Source organism: Dolichospermum circinale AWQC131C (assembly GCF_000426905.1).
GTDB classification, from domain to species: domain Bacteria; phylum Cyanobacteriota; class Cyanobacteriia; order Cyanobacteriales; family Nostocaceae; genus Dolichospermum; species Dolichospermum circinale.
Genome location: NZ_KE384608.1, coordinates 47450 through 63823, shown reverse-complemented (window position 1 = coordinate 63823; position 16374 = coordinate 47450). Strand labels below are relative to the sequence as shown.

Genomic DNA, 16374 nt, shown 5'->3' with positions numbered 1-16374 from the left:
GTTCCCTGTTCCCTGTTCCCTGTTCCCTGTTCCCTGTTCCCTGTTCCCTTGTCATAACGACAACTTTTAACGCCAACCTACTTAACCACTCAAAATTGAAAATTGATTGACTCGTAAATCATTAACTAAAAAACAACGGGCTTTAGAAATTCTCTCCCGTCTTCACTATCTTTATCCAGATGCCACCTGCTCTTTAAATTACTCAACACCTGTACAATTATTAGTAGCAACTATTCTTTCCGCTCAATGTACAGATGAGCGTGTAAACAAAGTAACACCCGCATTATTCAAACGATTTCCTGATGCGAAAGGTTTAGCAAATGCTGATATATTAGAATTGGAGGAGTTAGTTCGTTCAACGGGTTTTTATCATAACAAAGCCAAAAATATCAAAGCTGCTTGTCAGATGATTGTTAATGATTTTAACTCTATTGTTCCTAATCAAATGGAACAATTATTAAAACTTCCGGGGGTAGCACGCAAAACCGCAAATGTGGTTTTAGCCCATGCTTATGGTATTAATGCTGGAGTGACGGTAGATACTCATGTTAAGCGCTTGACTCAACGTTTGGGGTTAACAAAAAATACTGAACCGGTGGGAATTGAAAAAGATTTGATGCAGTTATTACCCCAACCAGACTGGGAAAATTGGTCAATTAGATTAATTTATCATGGCCGGGCTGTATGTAAATCCCGTTCTCCTGGTTGTGATGTTTGTCACTTAGCTGATTTGTGTGAGATGAATTTGTCCCCCCCAGAGTCCCAGAGTCCCAGAAAGTGATATTTAGGAGTATCGGTTGTGGAAATTTTCCTATTTTCCCTATAATTCTCAAGGAGAGTGTACAATGGGGAATGGTGTCTTTAATTAAATTAGGGAATTCATGGCAAAGAAGAGTATGATTGAGCGCGAGAAGAAACGCGCTAAAATGGTGGAAAAATACGCCGAAAAGCGGGAAGCACTATTAGAAGAGTTCAGAACAGCAGAATCTCCATTGCTGAAGCTAGAAGTTCACCGCAAAATTCAACAGTTACCCCGTAACAGTGCGCCCACACGCAAACATAACCGCTGCTGGTTAACCGGTCGTCCTAGAGGTGTATACCGTGATTTTGGACTATCTCGGAACGTGCTGAGAGAATGGGCCCATGAAGGTCTTTTACCTGGTGTTGTTAAGTCTAGTTGGTAGTTGGTAGTCAGTGGTCAGTTGTAATGACTAATGATCAATAACCACTGACCAATAACTCAGATACTATTGACCACAACAATGATCAATTCCCAGGCTATCTAATAGTAGATCGCTAACGGCGTTGGCGATCGCAAACTCTCCAAAAAAGCTTTTAGAAAAATCATAGCACTGCATTTCTGTGACAATGGCAATGACTAGAGAACCTAAGTCGTTTTCTCCTTCCATGCGTTGTCTAACAAAAATCTGTGATGCGCGTTGAGCAATATTTTGATTGATTGCTTCAGGAATAAACTCATTATCAAGCCAATGTAGTAAGTTTTGTTGTAACCATTCTCCTTCTTGCTGGGGATTTTCCGAAGGTGGTAGGGTAATGGGTGGAATTGTTTGAGTCATGTTTGTATATTTTAAATAGATTTTGTTTACCAGGTTAGTCTCTCAAAAGTTCGCAAGGGAATACTGATAACAGTCCATTGCGTTCAGATGGGGATTTTTTGGATGATTCACTCAATTATGGAATATGATGTTAGTGCTATTATTCGCGGTTATGCCCAAGGTTATTTTCTCATGGCTGATGAGAATAATCATCTGGGATGGTATGAAAGTCGGGAACGAACTTTAATTCCTTTGGATGAAAAATTTCGCTATCCCAAGTCATTACAGCGAGTTCTCAACCAAGAACGATTCACTGTAGCAATTAACCGTGACTTTCTGGGTGTAGTAGCTGGATGTGCTAATCGTGACATAACTTGGATTTCTCCAGAATTAGAAAAGATATATTGGTTACTTTACAAGTCGGGATATGCGTATAGTTTTGAAACTTGGTCTGGTGATCAATTAGCGGGGGGAATTTTAGGAATTGTGATTGGTGGTGCTTTTATTGGTGAATCCATGTTTTTCAACATTTCCGAAGGTTCTAAAGTCGCAATGGTGAAATTAGTAGCCCGATTACGTGAGAGGAAATTTTTGTTATTTGATGCCCAAATGATGAATCCCCATTTATTTAGATTTGGCGCTTATAATATCAGTAATAGTGAATATCATCTTTTACTGAAACAAGCCTTGCAAAGTCCTTGTTATTTGATTTAACTTGAGGTTTAGTCTTGGTAATTAGTAAAAATTCTTGTTCAAAAACGAATAACTGACAACTAACCACTGACAACTAACCACTGACCACTGACAACTAACCACTGACCACTGACAACTAACCACTAACCACTGACCACTGACAACTGACAACTGACAACTGACCACTGACCACTGACCACTGACCACTAACGATAGAATCAAACTAGATTATTCATTATAAAGCCATCAAGAACCATGCCCTCTGATATTGCTGTCGAGAAGAAAAAGTTAAAAAATCCACCTTTGCAAATGCACTACTTAGGTGATCGGGTTTTGCGTCAACCAGCAAAGCGTGTGACTAAAATAGATGATGAACTCCGCCAACTAGTGCGTGAAATGCTGCAAACTATGTATAGCTCAGATGGTATTGGTTTGGCTGCACCTCAAGTTGGTATTAATAAACAGCTAATTGTTATTGATTGTAAACCCGACGACCCAACCCACGCGCCATTAGTATTAATTAACCCTACCATTAAACAGGTGAGTAGTAAGCTCTGTGTGGCTCAGGAAGGGTGTTTGAGTATTCCCAACGTCTTTTTAGATGTAAAACGTCCACAAGAGGTGACAATAGCCTATAAAGACGAGTATGGCCGTCCGCAAACATTAAAGGCTGATGATTTACTTGGTCGTTGTATTTTACATGAATTAGATCACCTCAATGGCGTGGTATTTGTAGATCGTGTAGAAAATTCCTTGACTTTAGCCCAGGAGTTATCTAAAAATGGCTTTTCATATCAAGCGGTCAAACCAGTAGCATAGGGTGGTCTAGTAGTGTATTTAACTCCAAAAAGCGGTTTATTTTTAGGTGGTGCTTGTGTAACAGCCATTGCGGCTGTTGGTTCGGTTTTTGAACTAAGTTATGGAGAACCAGATTTTGGTGTCCTAACTACCGCTATTATTCTAGCTTTGAGCATTCCTCTGACTGGGTTCTTTTTTATTGCCGCAGTTAGGGATGCACGGGCTAATATGAAATAAGCGTCAGGTATTGGGTTTGAATAACAAAAATTAAATGTGCATAACCTGAAACTATTGTAGGGACAATTCATGAATTGTTCCTACGATAACTTTCACAAAATGTCTTTTGTATTCCCAGATACACAGGACTTACGCAAAATATCTCTCAGATCCTCATTTCTCTGTGACCTCTGTGCCTGGAGTGGTTCGTTATTCCATGAATCTTGCGTAAGTCCTAATACAGTTAACAACCCATAAAATAAAATAAAGAAATCCAGCTTTGATCAAACCAACCCATAAAATAATAATAATAGTATTAGCTAATACATAAAATCTATTTTTACTGTCATCAAAGCAACGATTCTGAAGCAATGAGTACAACTTAATATATCTGAAAATATCTTACCTAAATAGCTGCAAAGTCTTACAGGTTAAGGGATTTGTTTTGAGTACAAAAATACTGCATCCCTTAACCCAAAAATACCAGTACCCCTATCATAAAAAACTAGTACCCCTACCCCAACAGAAAATGTAAAGTTCTGTTAAAGAGGGGTTTAAACCTATTGAGTACAAAGGTAATAAATTTAATAGATCTAATCTGCGTTACTAATTTTGTCCCTTGGAGAGTTATCTGATATAAGCATGAAAACACTACAGGATTTTTTAACCTCACAGTATCAATGCACCAGTCCTTAAACAGTATCAGTAAAACTGAGAATGTCAATACAAACCTGAAAAACAATCAAAGTTCTGGACTATTTTTAGAGCCGGTAATGAGTGATTTTCGGATTATTTTCGAGCGTGATCCAGCCGCTCATAATTGGTTAGAGGTTATATTTTGTTATCCTGGGTTTCATGCTCTTTGTTTACATCGTCTTGCCCATTGGTTACACCTCCATAAAGTGAGTTTTATTCCTCGGTTTATTTCCCATTGGGGACGGTTTTTGACAGGAATTGAAATTCACCCAGGGGCAAAAATTGGCAAGAGTGTATTTATTGATCATGGCATGGGTGTGGTAATTGGTGAAACTGCCATTATCGGAGATTATGCTCTTATTTATCAGGGTGTAACATTGGGAGGAACTGGTAAAGAAAGCGGTAAACGTCATCCTACTTTGGGTGATAATGTTGTCGTTGGTGCTGGTGCGAAAGTATTAGGAAATATTCAAATTAGCGATCGCGTTCGTATTGGTGCATGTTCAATTGTCTTGAGTGATGTGCCTCCAGATGCCACTGTAGTCGGTGTTCCGGGAAGGATTATTTCTCGTAAGTCTAATAACCATATTTCACCCTTAGAACATGACAAATTACCCGATATAGAAGCAGGGGTAATTCGTTCTTTACTTTCCCGAATTGACCAACTGGAAAAACAAATACAAACTCTCACAAATCATCATCAAGATGATTAATCAAGTCAACTTTATCCAGTTTGAATTACTCATGGCACACAATTGTAATTTTTTAAATATCGGTGAACAAATTCTGCAAATTCCTCTAGGTGATAGATGGTGTATTTATCACCGTTTGCAAGAGTTAATGATTTCTTGTTCCTGTCCCCCGGATGGGTCTTTACGTATCCAAGTGAATAATCTCCAAGAAGCGATTCTAGTTCGTAGTACATTAATGCAATTTTTTGCTTCTCGTCATCAACTAGTGACATGGTTAGAGAATTGTTTGTGTAACAGTGTGGAGTTTTGATCAGTATGAATGATGACTATTAATGATTTTGGGAATATCTAATCAAAAGCATATCAATCCTAAGTCATTGTTCGCTCACAAACTATCTTGCATATTCAAGATAATTCACCTAAGCTTAGGTTCACCCAGTTTGCTAAAACTAAAATAATTAGTCGTTGCTTATGGGAATAACTTGTACTTTATATTGATTTCGATTGTCAATGTCCAATTATGGTAATTAATAGTAGTAATAAGAAGTTATTGCAATTCCTACAAAAAGAACTGGCACTTTCCACGGCTGATATTGCAGTAGCAAAGCGACACCCTGAATTTAATCATTGTCCTTTACCGATGCTGCTTTGGCAATATGGTTTAGTGGATTTGCAGCAATTAGACAGAATTTTTGATTGGCTTGCAGAACATTCTTAGTGAAGGTAGATGAAAAATTATCAGTAAACATAAGAGGTACAATTATGATTACTAGTTTAATTGCTGGTATGAGTATGTTATTTTTCACCGGATTTGTTAATGTTTATCTAGGTTATTGGCTGCTGAGAAAATCTACAAATAATACTACCAAAAATACTTGAAAAGTTATACCAATTTTTGGTTTCCTACCATACAGATGCAACAAAAATATTAGAGTAATAATTAAGGATCGTAAATCATGATTCATGATTTATTCGCTCAATCAAGTATTTATTGCACATCTACCCTCACTCAGAATTGTAGCGAACAAGGATATTAGAAAAAACTCCGCTAGAGGGATGTTAAAATGTATCAAATCATGATTAATGATACGACATTACGTGATGGAGAACAGGCGGCAGGTGTTGCTTTTAACTTAGAAGAGAAAGTAGCGATCGCTCAATTCTTAGATACCATTGGTGTCCATGAATTAGAAGTAGGAATTCCCGCCATGGGCGAGGAAGAAATTCGCGCCATTGTTGCCATTCGTAACTTAGATCTACAAGCTAAATTATTAGGTTGGAATCGCGCTGTATTATCAGATATAAAAGCTTCTATAGCCTGTGGATTGGACAGAGTACATATTGCCATTCCCGTATCTGGAGTACAAATTGCGGCTAAATTTCATGGTCAATGGCGAGTAAGTTTACAAAGACTAAAAGACTGTATTAGCTTTGCATTAGATCAAGGTCTTTGGGTATCAGTTGGTGGTGAAGATTCTTCTAGAGCCGATGAAAATTTTCTCCAAGATGTTGCGTTATTATCCCAAGAATGGGGAGCATCACGATTTCGTTTTTGTGATACAGTTGGGGTACTTGATCCCTTCAGCACTCACATAAAAGTTAAGCGTTTAGTATCAACCCTATCAATTCCTATTGAGATTCACACCCATAATGATTTTGGACTAGCAACTGCTAACGCCTTAGCCGGAATCAAAGCCGGTGCTATGTCTGTAAATACCACCGTTAATGGATTAGGAGAAAGAGCCGGAAATGCAGCCCTAGAAGAAGTAATTATGGCTCTCAAATGTATCTACGGTGTTGATTTAGAAATTCAAACTCAACACTTGTTAAAACTATCTCAATTAGTTGCTAGAGCCTCTGGCGCTAACGTTCAACCTTGGAAAGCAATTGTGGGTGAAAATACCTTTGCTCATGAGTCTGGTATTCATGCTCATGGTGTACTCCAAAACCCCATTACCTATGAACCATTTTCCCCTGAAGATGTGGGCTGGGAACGGCGTTTAGTCATAGGTAAACACTCTGGCCGCCATTCATTATCTAACTTATTAGAACAGCATGGAATCTTTCTTGATTCTCAAGAAACCCAAGCTATTTTAGATATAGTTCGTCAACAATCAATTCTCAAAAAACGTAGTCTCACTACAGAAGAATTATTAAATTTAGTCAGCGAAAAAAGGTATTCCCATGCAACGTGATGAAATAGAACTGAACTCGCAACCTATTTTTGAAATTGGTCAAAAAGTCCGAGTTAAGAAACTAATCAAAAACGATGGAACTTTTCCTGGTCGAGAAATTGGGGAAGTTTTAGCAAGAATTGGTGATGTGGGTTATGTATCCAGTATCGGCACATTTTTGCAAGCTTATTATATCTATGCTGTACATTTTTTGGAAACAGGGTACATCATCGGTTGTCGAAAAAGAGAACTAGAATCTGCTGAGGAAAAATATGAAAGTAATGTTGCGAATGAATGATGTTGGTACTTTAGTTGTCTATGTCGCTAAAAAAGACTTAGAAGAAGAAGTAGTCAAACAAACAGATGGTAAAGCAGGTAAAATTCTCACTTTAGCTAATGGTTGGGAATTAGAATTTAGTGAAATACCAGATAAAAGCTGTTTACCTTTAACTGTGGAAGCTAAACGTCTTTCTTAAAAACTGAGAAAATATCAAGAAGGTAAAAGTTAAAAATCTCTTTTTTCCTCTTCCTTCTTGCTGGTAATTATCAATATTACCCCAGTAAAATGGGGTTTATTATTTTCTTTTGCAAAAGTTGAGTTATTGAAAATGAGTGAAAAATATCTGACATTATCGGAATTAAATATTGAAGGACAATTTTTAGGATTTGTGGGTAAGGAAACAGGTAAATGTAAACATTTACGGTTGGGAATTGGCTCAGGAAATATCAAAATCAAAATTCCTAAAAATTTACGTTGTTCTCTCGGCTCATCTTTATTACCTGGTGAACAAATTCGCATTAATGCTATTAGTAAATTAAACCCCCACAGCCATAAGCTAAAACTCCAAGCTGATCAAATTCAATCCGTTGGTTTTTGTCCTCTAAAAAATCCCCTTTCTCAACCTAAAGCCAAGATTATGGTATGTCAAAAATCTGGTTGTTTGAAACGAGGTGGAAAGGGGTTATTATCAGACTTAGAAAAAACCTTGTGCGATCGCGGTTTATCTGATCAAGTCATAATTGAGCATACCGATTGTCAAAAACGTTGTAGTAGCGCCCCCAATTGTGTTTTAATGTTAGGTAAAAAGCAATATAAAAAAGTTCATCCAGAAGCGATCGCTTCTTTGTTAGAGAATCATTTAATTGGTTATTGATTCTGGTGCATCTACTGTAATTGAATCTTCATCTTCAGATACAAGATAATGTCTTGGTATTTTGATTAATGGCATAGTTTTATGCTCCTGGTTATTAGATAAAATCTTGAGGATGAATAATCGTAATTTCGGGAACAGCTATAAAATCTTTGGGGTTTAAAGTTAAAATATGGCTGATATTATGAGCAAGCATCACGGCTAATATGTGTATATCATGAGTTCGTTTACCAGAAATATTATATGTTGTTACTAAGTTGAACCAAATAGAAAATACATCAGGTGTTTCTTCTAATAAATCAAATTGATTTATTAACATTTGTACTGCTTGAGTAGTTTGTGCTACAGTCCATCCTAAGCCATTAACATTAATAGGACGAGTAGCAACAACCCAAAATTCAATAATTACTTGAGAGGTAATAAAACATTGACCACCTCGTAATAAAATTTCAGAAATAGTATTCTGTATCAGGTTGTATTCCAGAGATTGAAAATCTGCAAATCTAAGAATAATATTGGTATCAAGTAAATAGCTTTTCATATTCCTCTATCATCATAAATATTTTCTCGACGCAGTGCTTCATCGGTTAGGGTAATATTACTTTGAGGAAATTGAGATAACCATTCTTGAAATTGTGCTACTTTTTCTACTGATGTTAAGTTTTGCTGTTCTGCTGACGGAATTATATTTCTATGAGAAAGTTTAGATAAAAAAAGTTTTTGATCTTCGGGAGTTAATTTTAACACAATTTCTACAAGGGAGTCAACAAGTTGTACATTCATAATTATTTATGTCATTTACTAGGTTATAGGCAATATTACACTGTCTATCAATTATAGACCCTAAACTGTCTGATAGCGAAGCGTGGCGTTAGCCATATCAGGATAACCAGGATTAAAGGATTTACAGGATGGTTATTTGATGGTTAATGACTAAGTTTATAATATTTTATTTTGTCAGAATCAGGTGGTTATCGAGCGAAGTCGAGATAATAACCAGGATGAAAGGATTTACAGGATTGTTATTTGATGGTTAATGACTGGAGTTTATGTATTTATTCTGACATCTCGCTTTAGAAATATTTACTTTTCTCTATCCTAATCATCAACAACTAAGGAATAATTAAACAATCACATCCTGTACATCCTCAAATCCTGGACATCCTGATTCTGACAATAATATGCTATTTTGAATATTGGATTGTCTGATTTTCAATTTCTCGTAACAATGGAACTGTGTTAAACTGGGATAGTAAATCTTCAATAGACTGTTCCCCCTCTTTTGATAAGCCAGTAAAACTAAGTAATTCAATGGGGATAATCGGTGAAATTAGAATTTCGTGCAAATTCAAAAACTCTTCTGTAAACCATGAATTAACTGTTATATCATCGGCTAGATAGTAAATAAAAATATTGGTATCATAAAGATATTTCATTCTTCCCATTCCTGATGCAGAGTATCTAAATGAGCTAACATTGCTGCTTTTTTATGCTTTAAAATTCCTTTAGCTTGAATAATTTTTTCATAGTCTTTTTTCCAATGTAATAGCATTGATTCTGGTACATCTACTGTAATTGAATCTTCATCTTGAGATACAAGATAATGTCTTGGTATTTTGATTAATGGCATAGTTTTATGCTCCTGTTTCTCTCAATTCCGATTGTAACATATTGTCTGATAGCGTAGCGTGGCGTAAGCCATATCAGGATAACCAGGATTAGAGGATTAACAGGATGCTTATTTGATAATTACTAGACGTGAACAATGTATTTATTCTTACATCTCACTTCATAAATATTTACTTTTCTCTATCCTAATCATCAACAACTAACGAATAATTAAACAAACATATCCTGTACATCCTCAAATCCTGTACTTCGACTTACTTCGACAAGCTCAGTACAAGTCGCTCGATAACCACCTGATTCTGACAATCTTAAAATTATGTAAACAAATAACGAAATGTCCTAAATATGCTATTTTATATACAGCATACATGAAACCAACCATGAACGAATCATGAATCATCCACAACAACCGCGAGAATACGATGCTGTGCTTGGTGGTAATAGTCCATCACTAGAAGGTGCTGCCGTTTTAGGTGGAATTGAAGGGGTAAAATTGCGGTTGCAAAATCCAGATTTAAAGGTGAGAATTGCGGCACTTGAGCAAGCTGTGAATTATGGAGAACAGGGTTTAGATTTAGTAATTGCAGGTTTAAAAGATGAATCTGTAGAAGTACAAAATAAGGCTTATTTATTATTAGATAATTTATTACTTATTCCTTCTCCTCGCCCTGTACGCCCAGGAAATGTTTCTGATAAACTTTATAATGAAAAATATTCTTTTTTGACTGTTAATTCTAAAGAAAGATTAAAACAAATTTTAACAGAATCAGATTCACATTCAAGGCTAGGAATAACAAGAAAAACACAAAAACAAAAAACATGGAAGGAAAAAGAAGAAGAAAAATGGGCAAAAGAATTAATAGTATGGCATGAGGAAGAAGAAAGACGACTAGAAGAGCAAGAAAGGCAATGGGAAGATGATGAAATTGAAGATATGGATGATGAATATGATGAAAACTATAAAAGAATAGTCGAGGAACGAAAAAGAAGAATGCAAAGTAGTGAATACTATATAGACTATAGAATAGACTATAGAGAATATGATGAAGAATGGAATATTGAAGATGATGATATACATGACGATATAGATTGGGAGGAAAAAGAAAGACAATGGGAGGAAGAAGATAGACAGTTGGAAGCACAAATAAAACAATGGGAGGAAGAAGATAGACAGTTGGAAGCACAACTAAAACAATGGGATGAAGAAGAAAGAGAACGGGAGGAACAAGAAAGACGATGGCAGCAATTTATGGAAGATGAAGATATAGATGAAGATGACGATATAGATGACGATATAGATTGGGAGGAACAAGAAAGACAATGGGAGCAATGGATGGAAGATGATGATTAAATAAAAGATATAATATCTAAAATATCAATAATATAAATAAAACCCCCATAAACTAACCCATTCCTACATAATGAATAACCCCCATCAACAACTACTCCAACAAATAGACCTCATGCTTCGCGCCCGCTATCCCCTACTATATATAGTCGGAGTCGAAGAAGAACCAATAGAACAAGTCCTCCAACAACTTACCCAAATATCCCAGACACCACGACAACTATTATTATGGGATATCGTCACCGGTTGGGATGACAACGGAACTGATAAAGGTTCAGTCATGGGTGCATTATCAAGAATTACCAAAACCCCAGAAAATACAACCACAATTTTTGTATTGCGAGACATACATTTTATCCTCAAAAACTCCGAAACAGAAAAAAATGCTCCCGTTATTCGGGCTATCAAAAACCTCACCCGTCAACTCAAACGCACACGCCAAACTCTCATCCTCACCAGTCATACATTAACTATTCCCCCAGAACTACAAGAAGAAATTACAGTAATTGATTTTCCCTTACCCAACATCCAAGAAATAGATTATTTAATTCATCAATTAATAGTCCCCGAAAAACTTAACTTAAATGGACTAGGAAAAGAACAATTAATCAAAGCCTGTCAAGGATTAAGTCGTGCCAGAATTAGAAGAGTTTTAGCCGCCGCTTTAGCAGCCAAAGGACAAGTTAACGAAACCGATATTGATAGAGTATTAGAAGAGAAAAAACAAGCAGTTCGCCAAACCGGAATCTTAGAATTTTACACCGCCAATGAATCATTAAAAAACGTCGGTGGTTTGGAAAATCTCAAACAGTGGGTAAGAATGCGTCAAGATGCTTTTACCGAAGAAGCACGACGTTATGGGATACCCAACCCCAAAGGAGTTTTATTAGTAGGAATCCAAGGAACAGGTAAATCATTATCCGCCAAAACTATCGCCCATGAATGGCGTTTACCATTGTTACGTTTAGATGTGGGTAGATTATTTGGAGGTATAGTCGGAGAAAGTGAAAATCGCATTCGCCAAATGATTCAATTAGCAGAAGCAATATCACCCTGTGTATTGTGGATGGATGAAATAGATAAAGCTTTTGGTAATATTAATAGTGGGGTTGATGGTGATTCGGGAACATCGCGCCGAGTATTTGGAACATTAATAACTTGGATGCAAGAAAAAACCAGTCCCGTGTTTATGGTGGCTACTGCTAATAATGTGCAAATATTACCAGCGGAGTTATTAAGGAAAGGGCGATTTGATGAAATTTTCTTTTTAAATTTACCTACGGAAAAAGAACGTCATGATATTTTTAAAGTCCACTTGCAAAAAATCCGTCCTTCCCGACTGCGAGATTTTGATTTACAGAAACTTGCAAGTCATAGCGAAAATTTTAGCGGTGCGGAAATTCAACAAGTAATTATTGATGGTATGCACCGCGCTTTTGGTAGTTTAATAGATGGTAATAGGCGGGATTTTAGCACTGAAGATATTTTAACGGCGGTATCGGAAACTGTTCCTTTGGCGGCTATTGCTAAGGAACAAATTACTAGTTTAAAACGCTGGGCTGCGGAAGCTGGCGCAAGAACGGCTTCTATTGATACGCTGTTAATTGAGGAGTTGAAGGTTTATTCTCAGCAGCAGGGTTTGGGTCCTTTGGAGGTGGATTAAATTCAATATTTTTTTAACGAACCACAGAGGCACAGAGGACACGGAGGGAAGAGGTTTTGGAGAGAGATTTTTATAGGAGTTGATTTTTTATGTCTCATTGTTTAATGTTTATTAAACCAGGTAATAATATTATATTAGGTGAAGGTGTGAGAAGTCAACGTTTAGGACTTTCTCAAAGTTATCCAATTCTGTCTTTCTTCCTGTGTTCCCTGTTCCCTGTCCTCACAGACAACTTTTTCAGCAAGCCCTATCTATCAAACCCTCTAAAACTTGTTGTAAATCACTCGTCAACTCAGCCACACATTGTTTAGCAGCAACTCGACTACTTTTATAAACAGGATAACGTTCAGAAACAGAAATCGGTTCACCCACAGTTATCTTCACCTGTTGCTTACCCAATTGGGGACGATTTAAGGTCATATTTCCCTTAATTTTATTAACCATATCCCATAAAAGTAAAGTCATTTCGGCAAATCTTTCTACCGTTGGTTTTTCGCGGATATAAGTTCCAGAAACAGCTACAAAACTCTCAACTAATCTCATGTGCCACATCCGAAAATTTGCTTCTTCAGCAACTCTATCTCCTAAATTTTTCTCAATAGTTGATAATAATTTAATATCCTTAAAATCTTCCCTAAATATGTAATTCCAACCGGCTTGTTCTACTCGTCTACATCTATCATTCCAATGACCTCTAGATGGTAAATCAAAATATTGTTCTGCAATAAATAAAGCAATATTCATCACAGATTGTAAGCGATAAGCTAAAGCCTCATTTCTATCTGTAATTTCCCCATTGGTAATTTTTTCATCTGGTAATTTTTGATGATAGAACTTAGTGTAAAATTGCTCCATTATCCCTAACAAATGTTCAGCTAAACTTAATAATCGGGGATAAAGTACAGTAAAAGAAGTATCTGTTTTTTCCTGATTTATCAATAAACCACTGGCTGCTTCTAATTCAGTTAATAAATTTGCTATATTATCCCAAGGCTCATTCACATAACTATATTTAATCCCAATTGGTAAAATTAAAACTTCCTCTTCTCTTCCGGCTTTTTGTAAATCCTCTACACACCAAAAACCCATCTGGGCTATACCCGGTTCTAAGGGACTAATAATCTCTGATAAACCATTTGTACCACCTTCCGGCGCAGCAGCCATGGGAAACTGACCGTTAATATACAAATCTCGCGCGGAACGCAACCCAGTCCAGTCAGCTTTACCACGTTGAATGGGAGTTCCCCCCAAATGGGAAATGACCCAACCTACATGATCTCCTGCCCAGAGAGGAATGCCCCGATCATAGATAAAATGAGCATGAGGTGGATATTGTAGCTGTATACCCCCAACTCGTGCTACTTTAGGCAAGATTTGGGACAGTAAATAAGTTAAACAAAGCGGGTCTGCTGTTTGCGGATGACGAAATGCTAACATAAACCGGATTTTACCATCCTGAAATCGTTGATAGCAATTGGCTAAAGTTTCAACGTTGTTTGCTTCAATGTTGCTAATGGGTGTTTTCCACTGCATCCAGTTAGGTAAAACTAAATGTACCAATTTTAACAATAAAGGGTTAAAAGCTGGCGGGATAAATTCTAAAGGTGGTTGGGCTTGATACATTTTATTGGTAATAGGTAATGGGTAATAGATAATAGATAATAGATAAACATTTTCTGCACCCTGTTCCCTATTTTCTTCTGACGTGGAAACATTTTAAACCTACGCGATTTGAAAAGTTAGTAAGTAAAGGTAAAAACAATGCGATTATCACAGATGTTATTTGTTACACTAAGAGATGATCCGGCTGATGCGGAAATCCCTAGCCATAAATTACTACTCCGTGCTGGTTATATCCGTCGCATTGGTAGTGGGGTTTATGCTTATCTTCCCCTAATGTGGCGAGTTTTGCAAAAGGTTTCTCAAATTGTGCGCGAAGAAATGAATGCTACTGGCGCACAAGAATGTTTATTACCGCAGTTACAACCGGCGGAATTATGGCAAGAGTCGGGAAGATGGGATACTTATACTAAGGCTGAAGGAATTATGTTTTCTTTGGTTGATAGAAGAGAACAACAATTAGGATTAGGACCAACTCATGAGGAAGTAATTACTACTGTGGCCCGTGATATGATTCGTTCATATCGTCAATTACCTGTACATTTATATCAAATCCAAACTAAATTTCGTGATGAAATTCGTCCCCGGTTTGGTTTAATGCGCGGACGAGAGTTTATTATGAAGGATGGTTATTCTTTCCATGCTGATGAGGAAAGTTTGAAAAAAACTTACCAGGAAATGTATACTGCTTATAGTAATATGTTGCGGCGTTCTGGTTTAGCTTTTCGGGCTGTGGAAGCTGATTCTGGTGCTATTGGTGGTTCTGGTTCGACGGAGTTTATGGTGTTAGCAGATGCAGGAGAAGATGAAGTTCTCTATACTGAAGATGGTAAATATGCAGCAAATGTAGAAAAGGCAGTTTCTTTACCAGCAGATGCGGAAATTTCACCTTTTACAACTTACGAAAAACGGGAAACTCCGGGAACTGATAGCATTGAAAAACTTTGTAGTTTCTTGAAATGTTCTCCTACTCAAGTGGTTAAAAACGTTTTATATCAAACTGTTTATGATAATGGTTTAACGGTTTTGGTGTTGATTAGTATTCGTGGAGATCAGGAAATTAATGAAGTTAAATTACAAAATGAATTAACTAAATTAGCTCCTCAATTTGGTGCTAAAACGATTCTGACTTTAACCGTACCAAATGTTGAAGCTCAAGGAACATGGCAAGCTAAATCTTTACCTTTGGGTTATATCGCACCAGATATTGCTGATGATTATATTGCGGTTAATAAACAGGTAAATTCTCAGTTTGTCCGGTTCGTAGATAAAACTGCGGTGGAGTTAAAGAACTTTGTCACCGGTGCTAATACCAGCGGTTTTCACGTGGTTGGTGCAAATTGGAATGAGCAATTTACATTACCTGCGATAACAGTAGATATTCGTAAGGCAAAATTAGGCGATCGCTCTGTGCATGACCCAAACCAAAGCCTACAAACAGCTAGGGGTATCGAAGCTGGTCACATTTTCCAACTCGGTACAAAATACTCTCAAGCCATGGGTGCAACTTATACCAATGAACAAGGGGAAGAAAAGCCTTTAGTTATGGGTTGTTATGGTGTAGGTGTGTCAAGATTAGCACAATCAGCGGTAGAACAATCCTATGATAAAGATGGCATAATTTGGCCAATAGCGATCGCCCCCTATCACGCCATTATCACAATTCCTAACATTAAAGATGCCCAACAAATCGCCGTTGCCGAAAAACTTTACACAGAACTTAATCAAGCAGGAGTAGAAACCTTATTAGATGATAGAGATGAACGAGCAGGTGTTAAATTCAAAGATGCGGATTTAATTGGTATTCCCTTCAGAATTGTCACCGGTCGCGCCATTACAAATGGTAAAGTCGAAATAGTCAAACGCGCAACTCGTGAATCTCAAGAAATAGCCATTGAAGAAGTCGTTAATACATTACAACAATGCATTGAAGACGCAATAGCAAGTTAAAATTCAAATCTTGTGGGGTGGGCATCCTGCCCGCCCATGAAGTGCGGAAAATCAGTTTAAACACAATCAAAAGGCTAATTTTGGACTGCATAATTTATTTTTTAATGACTAAGTAGGTTGGCGTTAAAAATTGTCGTTATGACAAGGGAACAGGGAACAGGTTTTGGGCAACTTTACTTTTCGTTACT

21 protein-coding genes are annotated in these 16374 nt (G+C 37.0%); 15 read left to right on the top strand and 6 right to left on the bottom strand.

All coding sequences use genetic code 11. The features are described from left to right. Positions 1-106 precede the first annotated feature (106 nt). Together nth and rpsN are read left to right on the top strand one after the other, a co-directional pair. Positions 107-781, top strand: a complete 675-nt coding sequence (gene nth / locus ACIR131C_RS0110125) for an endonuclease III (protein ID WP_028090094.1) — start codon at positions 107-109, stop codon at positions 779-781. Between the two features lie 100 nt (positions 782-881). Beyond that, positions 882-1184 carry a 30S ribosomal protein S14 gene (gene rpsN, locus ACIR131C_RS0110120; protein WP_028083306.1) on the top strand — a complete coding sequence of 101 codons (303 nt, stop codon included), beginning with the start codon at positions 882-884 and terminating at the stop codon, positions 1182-1184. A gap of 63 nt (positions 1185-1247) precedes the next feature. On the opposite strand, the gene ACIR131C_RS0110115 is transcribed toward rpsN, so the two are convergent. Beyond that, the gene (locus tag ACIR131C_RS0110115; protein ID WP_028090093.1) at positions 1248-1577 is read right to left on the bottom strand and encodes a hypothetical protein; all 330 of its coding nucleotides are present in this window, start codon (positions 1575-1577) and stop codon (positions 1248-1250) included. A 117-nt stretch (positions 1578-1694) separates the two neighbouring features. On the opposite strand from ACIR131C_RS0110115, the gene aat reads away from it, so the two are divergent. The 10 genes from aat (at position 1695) to ACIR131C_RS0110060 (ending at position 7979) form a co-directional block, all read left to right on the top strand. Beyond that, positions 1695-2270 (top strand): leucyl/phenylalanyl-tRNA--protein transferase, encoded by a 576-nt coding sequence (gene aat, locus ACIR131C_RS0110110; protein WP_028090092.1) that lies wholly within the window; start codon positions 1695-1697, stop codon positions 2268-2270. 234 nt (positions 2271-2504) lie between these two features. Then, positions 2505-3068: a peptide deformylase gene (def, locus tag ACIR131C_RS0110105; RefSeq protein ID WP_028090091.1), complete on the top strand. Its 564-nt coding sequence runs from the start codon at positions 2505-2507 to the stop codon at positions 3066-3068. A gap of 12 nt (positions 3069-3080) precedes the next feature. Beyond that, positions 3081-3284, top strand: a complete 204-nt coding sequence (locus ACIR131C_RS0110100; protein WP_028083310.1) for a hypothetical protein — start codon at positions 3081-3083, stop codon at positions 3282-3284. Positions 3285-3943: 659 nt separating this feature from the next. Continuing rightward, a complete protein-coding gene (cysE, locus tag ACIR131C_RS0110095) occupies positions 3944-4672 on the top strand; it encodes a serine O-acetyltransferase (protein WP_028090090.1) in 729 nt (242 codons plus the stop codon). 31 nt (positions 4673-4703) lie between these two features. Continuing rightward, entirely contained in the window at positions 4704-4961 is a 258-nt protein-coding gene (locus tag ACIR131C_RS0110090; protein ID WP_028090089.1) for an Asr1405/Asl0597 family protein, read from the top strand. Positions 4962-5171: 210 nt separating this feature from the next. Then, a complete protein-coding gene (locus tag ACIR131C_RS0110085; protein WP_028090088.1) occupies positions 5172-5369 on the top strand; it encodes a DUF2949 domain-containing protein in 198 nt (65 codons plus the stop codon). Between the two features lie 346 nt (positions 5370-5715). Continuing rightward, positions 5716-6846 carry a homocitrate synthase gene (gene nifV, locus ACIR131C_RS0110075; protein WP_028090087.1) on the top strand — a complete coding sequence of 377 codons (1131 nt, stop codon included), beginning with the start codon at positions 5716-5718 and terminating at the stop codon, positions 6844-6846. Beyond that, positions 6836-7123 (top strand): nitrogen fixation protein NifZ, encoded by a 288-nt coding sequence (locus ACIR131C_RS0110070; protein WP_028090086.1) that lies wholly within the window; start codon positions 6836-6838, stop codon positions 7121-7123. Before nifV ends, ACIR131C_RS0110070 begins: the two co-directional genes overlap by 11 nt. Further along, on the top strand, positions 7098-7301 hold the full coding sequence (nifT, locus tag ACIR131C_RS0110065; RefSeq protein ID WP_028090085.1) for a putative nitrogen fixation protein NifT: 204 nt from the start codon (positions 7098-7100) through the stop codon (positions 7299-7301). Before ACIR131C_RS0110070 ends, nifT begins: the two co-directional genes overlap by 26 nt. Positions 7302-7433: 132 nt before the next feature. After that, positions 7434-7979 (top strand): (2Fe-2S) ferredoxin domain-containing protein, encoded by a 546-nt coding sequence (locus ACIR131C_RS0110060; RefSeq protein ID WP_028090084.1) that lies wholly within the window; start codon positions 7434-7436, stop codon positions 7977-7979. 94 nt (positions 7980-8073) lie between these two features. Here ACIR131C_RS0110060 and ACIR131C_RS0110055 read toward each other — a convergent pair whose 3' ends face one another. From ACIR131C_RS0110055 to ACIR131C_RS0110040, 4 genes are all read right to left on the bottom strand, one after another. Next, positions 8074-8517: a type II toxin-antitoxin system VapC family toxin gene (locus ACIR131C_RS0110055; RefSeq protein ID WP_028090083.1), complete on the bottom strand. Its 444-nt coding sequence runs from the start codon at positions 8515-8517 to the stop codon at positions 8074-8076. After that, positions 8514-8759, bottom strand: a complete 246-nt coding sequence (locus ACIR131C_RS0110050) for a hypothetical protein (protein ID WP_028090082.1) — start codon at positions 8757-8759, stop codon at positions 8514-8516. Before ACIR131C_RS0110050 ends, ACIR131C_RS0110055 begins: the two co-directional genes overlap by 4 nt. A gap of 401 nt (positions 8760-9160) precedes the next feature. Then, positions 9161-9412 carry a PIN domain-containing protein gene (locus tag ACIR131C_RS22420; protein WP_231395437.1) on the bottom strand — a complete coding sequence of 84 codons (252 nt, stop codon included), beginning with the start codon at positions 9410-9412 and terminating at the stop codon, positions 9161-9163. Next, complete coding sequence (locus tag ACIR131C_RS0110040) at positions 9409-9606, bottom strand: hypothetical protein (RefSeq protein WP_028090081.1); 198 nt, start codon at positions 9604-9606, stop codon at positions 9409-9411. Before ACIR131C_RS0110040 ends, ACIR131C_RS22420 begins: the two co-directional genes overlap by 4 nt. A gap of 390 nt (positions 9607-9996) precedes the next feature. On the opposite strand from ACIR131C_RS0110040, the gene ACIR131C_RS26035 reads away from it, so the two are divergent. Together ACIR131C_RS26035 and ACIR131C_RS0110030 are read left to right on the top strand one after the other, a co-directional pair. Continuing rightward, entirely contained in the window at positions 9997-10956 is a 960-nt protein-coding gene (locus ACIR131C_RS26035; protein WP_051347527.1) for a hypothetical protein, read from the top strand. A gap of 70 nt (positions 10957-11026) precedes the next feature. Further along, a complete protein-coding gene (locus ACIR131C_RS0110030; protein ID WP_028090080.1) occupies positions 11027-12616 on the top strand; it encodes an AAA family ATPase in 1590 nt (529 codons plus the stop codon). 237 nt (positions 12617-12853) lie between these two features. Here the strand turns inward: ACIR131C_RS0110030 and ACIR131C_RS0110025 are convergent, their stop codons facing one another. Next, entirely contained in the window at positions 12854-14239 is a 1386-nt protein-coding gene (locus ACIR131C_RS0110025) for a 1-acyl-sn-glycerol-3-phosphate acyltransferase (protein WP_417033485.1), read from the bottom strand. Positions 14240-14377: 138 nt separating this feature from the next. Between ACIR131C_RS0110025 and ACIR131C_RS0110020 the strand changes: the two genes are divergently transcribed. Beyond that, a complete protein-coding gene (locus ACIR131C_RS0110020) occupies positions 14378-16186 on the top strand; it encodes a proline--tRNA ligase (RefSeq protein ID WP_028090078.1) in 1809 nt (602 codons plus the stop codon). Positions 16187-16374: the final 188 nt, after the last annotated feature.

Coding starts and splice junctions, on each gene's coding strand:
- rpsN (WP_028083306.1), top strand. CDS start 882: ATGGCAAAGAAGAGTATGATTGAGCGCGAGAAGAAACGCGCTAAAATG.
- ACIR131C_RS0110115 (WP_028090093.1), bottom strand. CDS start 1,577: ATGACTCAAACAATTCCACCCATTACCCTACCACCTTCGGAAAATCCC.
- aat (WP_028090092.1), top strand. CDS start 1,695: ATGGAATATGATGTTAGTGCTATTATTCGCGGTTATGCCCAAGGTTAT.
- def (WP_028090091.1), top strand. CDS start 2,505: ATGCCCTCTGATATTGCTGTCGAGAAGAAAAAGTTAAAAAATCCACCT.
- cysE (WP_028090090.1), top strand. CDS start 3,944: ATGCACCAGTCCTTAAACAGTATCAGTAAAACTGAGAATGTCAATACA.
- ACIR131C_RS0110090 (WP_028090089.1), top strand. CDS start 4,704: ATGGCACACAATTGTAATTTTTTAAATATCGGTGAACAAATTCTGCAA.
- ACIR131C_RS0110085 (WP_028090088.1), top strand. CDS start 5,172: ATGGTAATTAATAGTAGTAATAAGAAGTTATTGCAATTCCTACAAAAA.
- nifV (WP_028090087.1), top strand. CDS start 5,716: ATGTATCAAATCATGATTAATGATACGACATTACGTGATGGAGAACAG.
- ACIR131C_RS0110070 (WP_028090086.1), top strand. CDS start 6,836: ATGCAACGTGATGAAATAGAACTGAACTCGCAACCTATTTTTGAAATT.
- nifT (WP_028090085.1), top strand. CDS start 7,098: ATGAAAGTAATGTTGCGAATGAATGATGTTGGTACTTTAGTTGTCTAT.
- ACIR131C_RS0110060 (WP_028090084.1), top strand. CDS start 7,434: ATGAGTGAAAAATATCTGACATTATCGGAATTAAATATTGAAGGACAA.
- ACIR131C_RS0110055 (WP_028090083.1), bottom strand. CDS start 8,517: ATGAAAAGCTATTTACTTGATACCAATATTATTCTTAGATTTGCAGAT.
- ACIR131C_RS0110050 (WP_028090082.1), bottom strand. CDS start 8,759: ATGAATGTACAACTTGTTGACTCCCTTGTAGAAATTGTGTTAAAATTA.
- ACIR131C_RS22420 (WP_231395437.1), bottom strand. CDS start 9,412: ATGAAATATCTTTATGATACCAATATTTTTATTTACTATCTAGCCGAT.
- ACIR131C_RS0110040 (WP_028090081.1), bottom strand. CDS start 9,606: ATGCCATTAATCAAAATACCAAGACATTATCTTGTATCTCAAGATGAA.
- ACIR131C_RS26035 (WP_051347527.1), top strand. CDS start 9,997: ATGAATCATCCACAACAACCGCGAGAATACGATGCTGTGCTTGGTGGT.
- ACIR131C_RS0110030 (WP_028090080.1), top strand. CDS start 11,027: ATGAATAACCCCCATCAACAACTACTCCAACAAATAGACCTCATGCTT.
- ACIR131C_RS0110025 (WP_417033485.1), bottom strand. CDS start 14,239: ATGTATCAAGCCCAACCACCTTTAGAATTTATCCCGCCAGCTTTTAAC.
- ACIR131C_RS0110020 (WP_028090078.1), top strand. CDS start 14,378: ATGCGATTATCACAGATGTTATTTGTTACACTAAGAGATGATCCGGCT.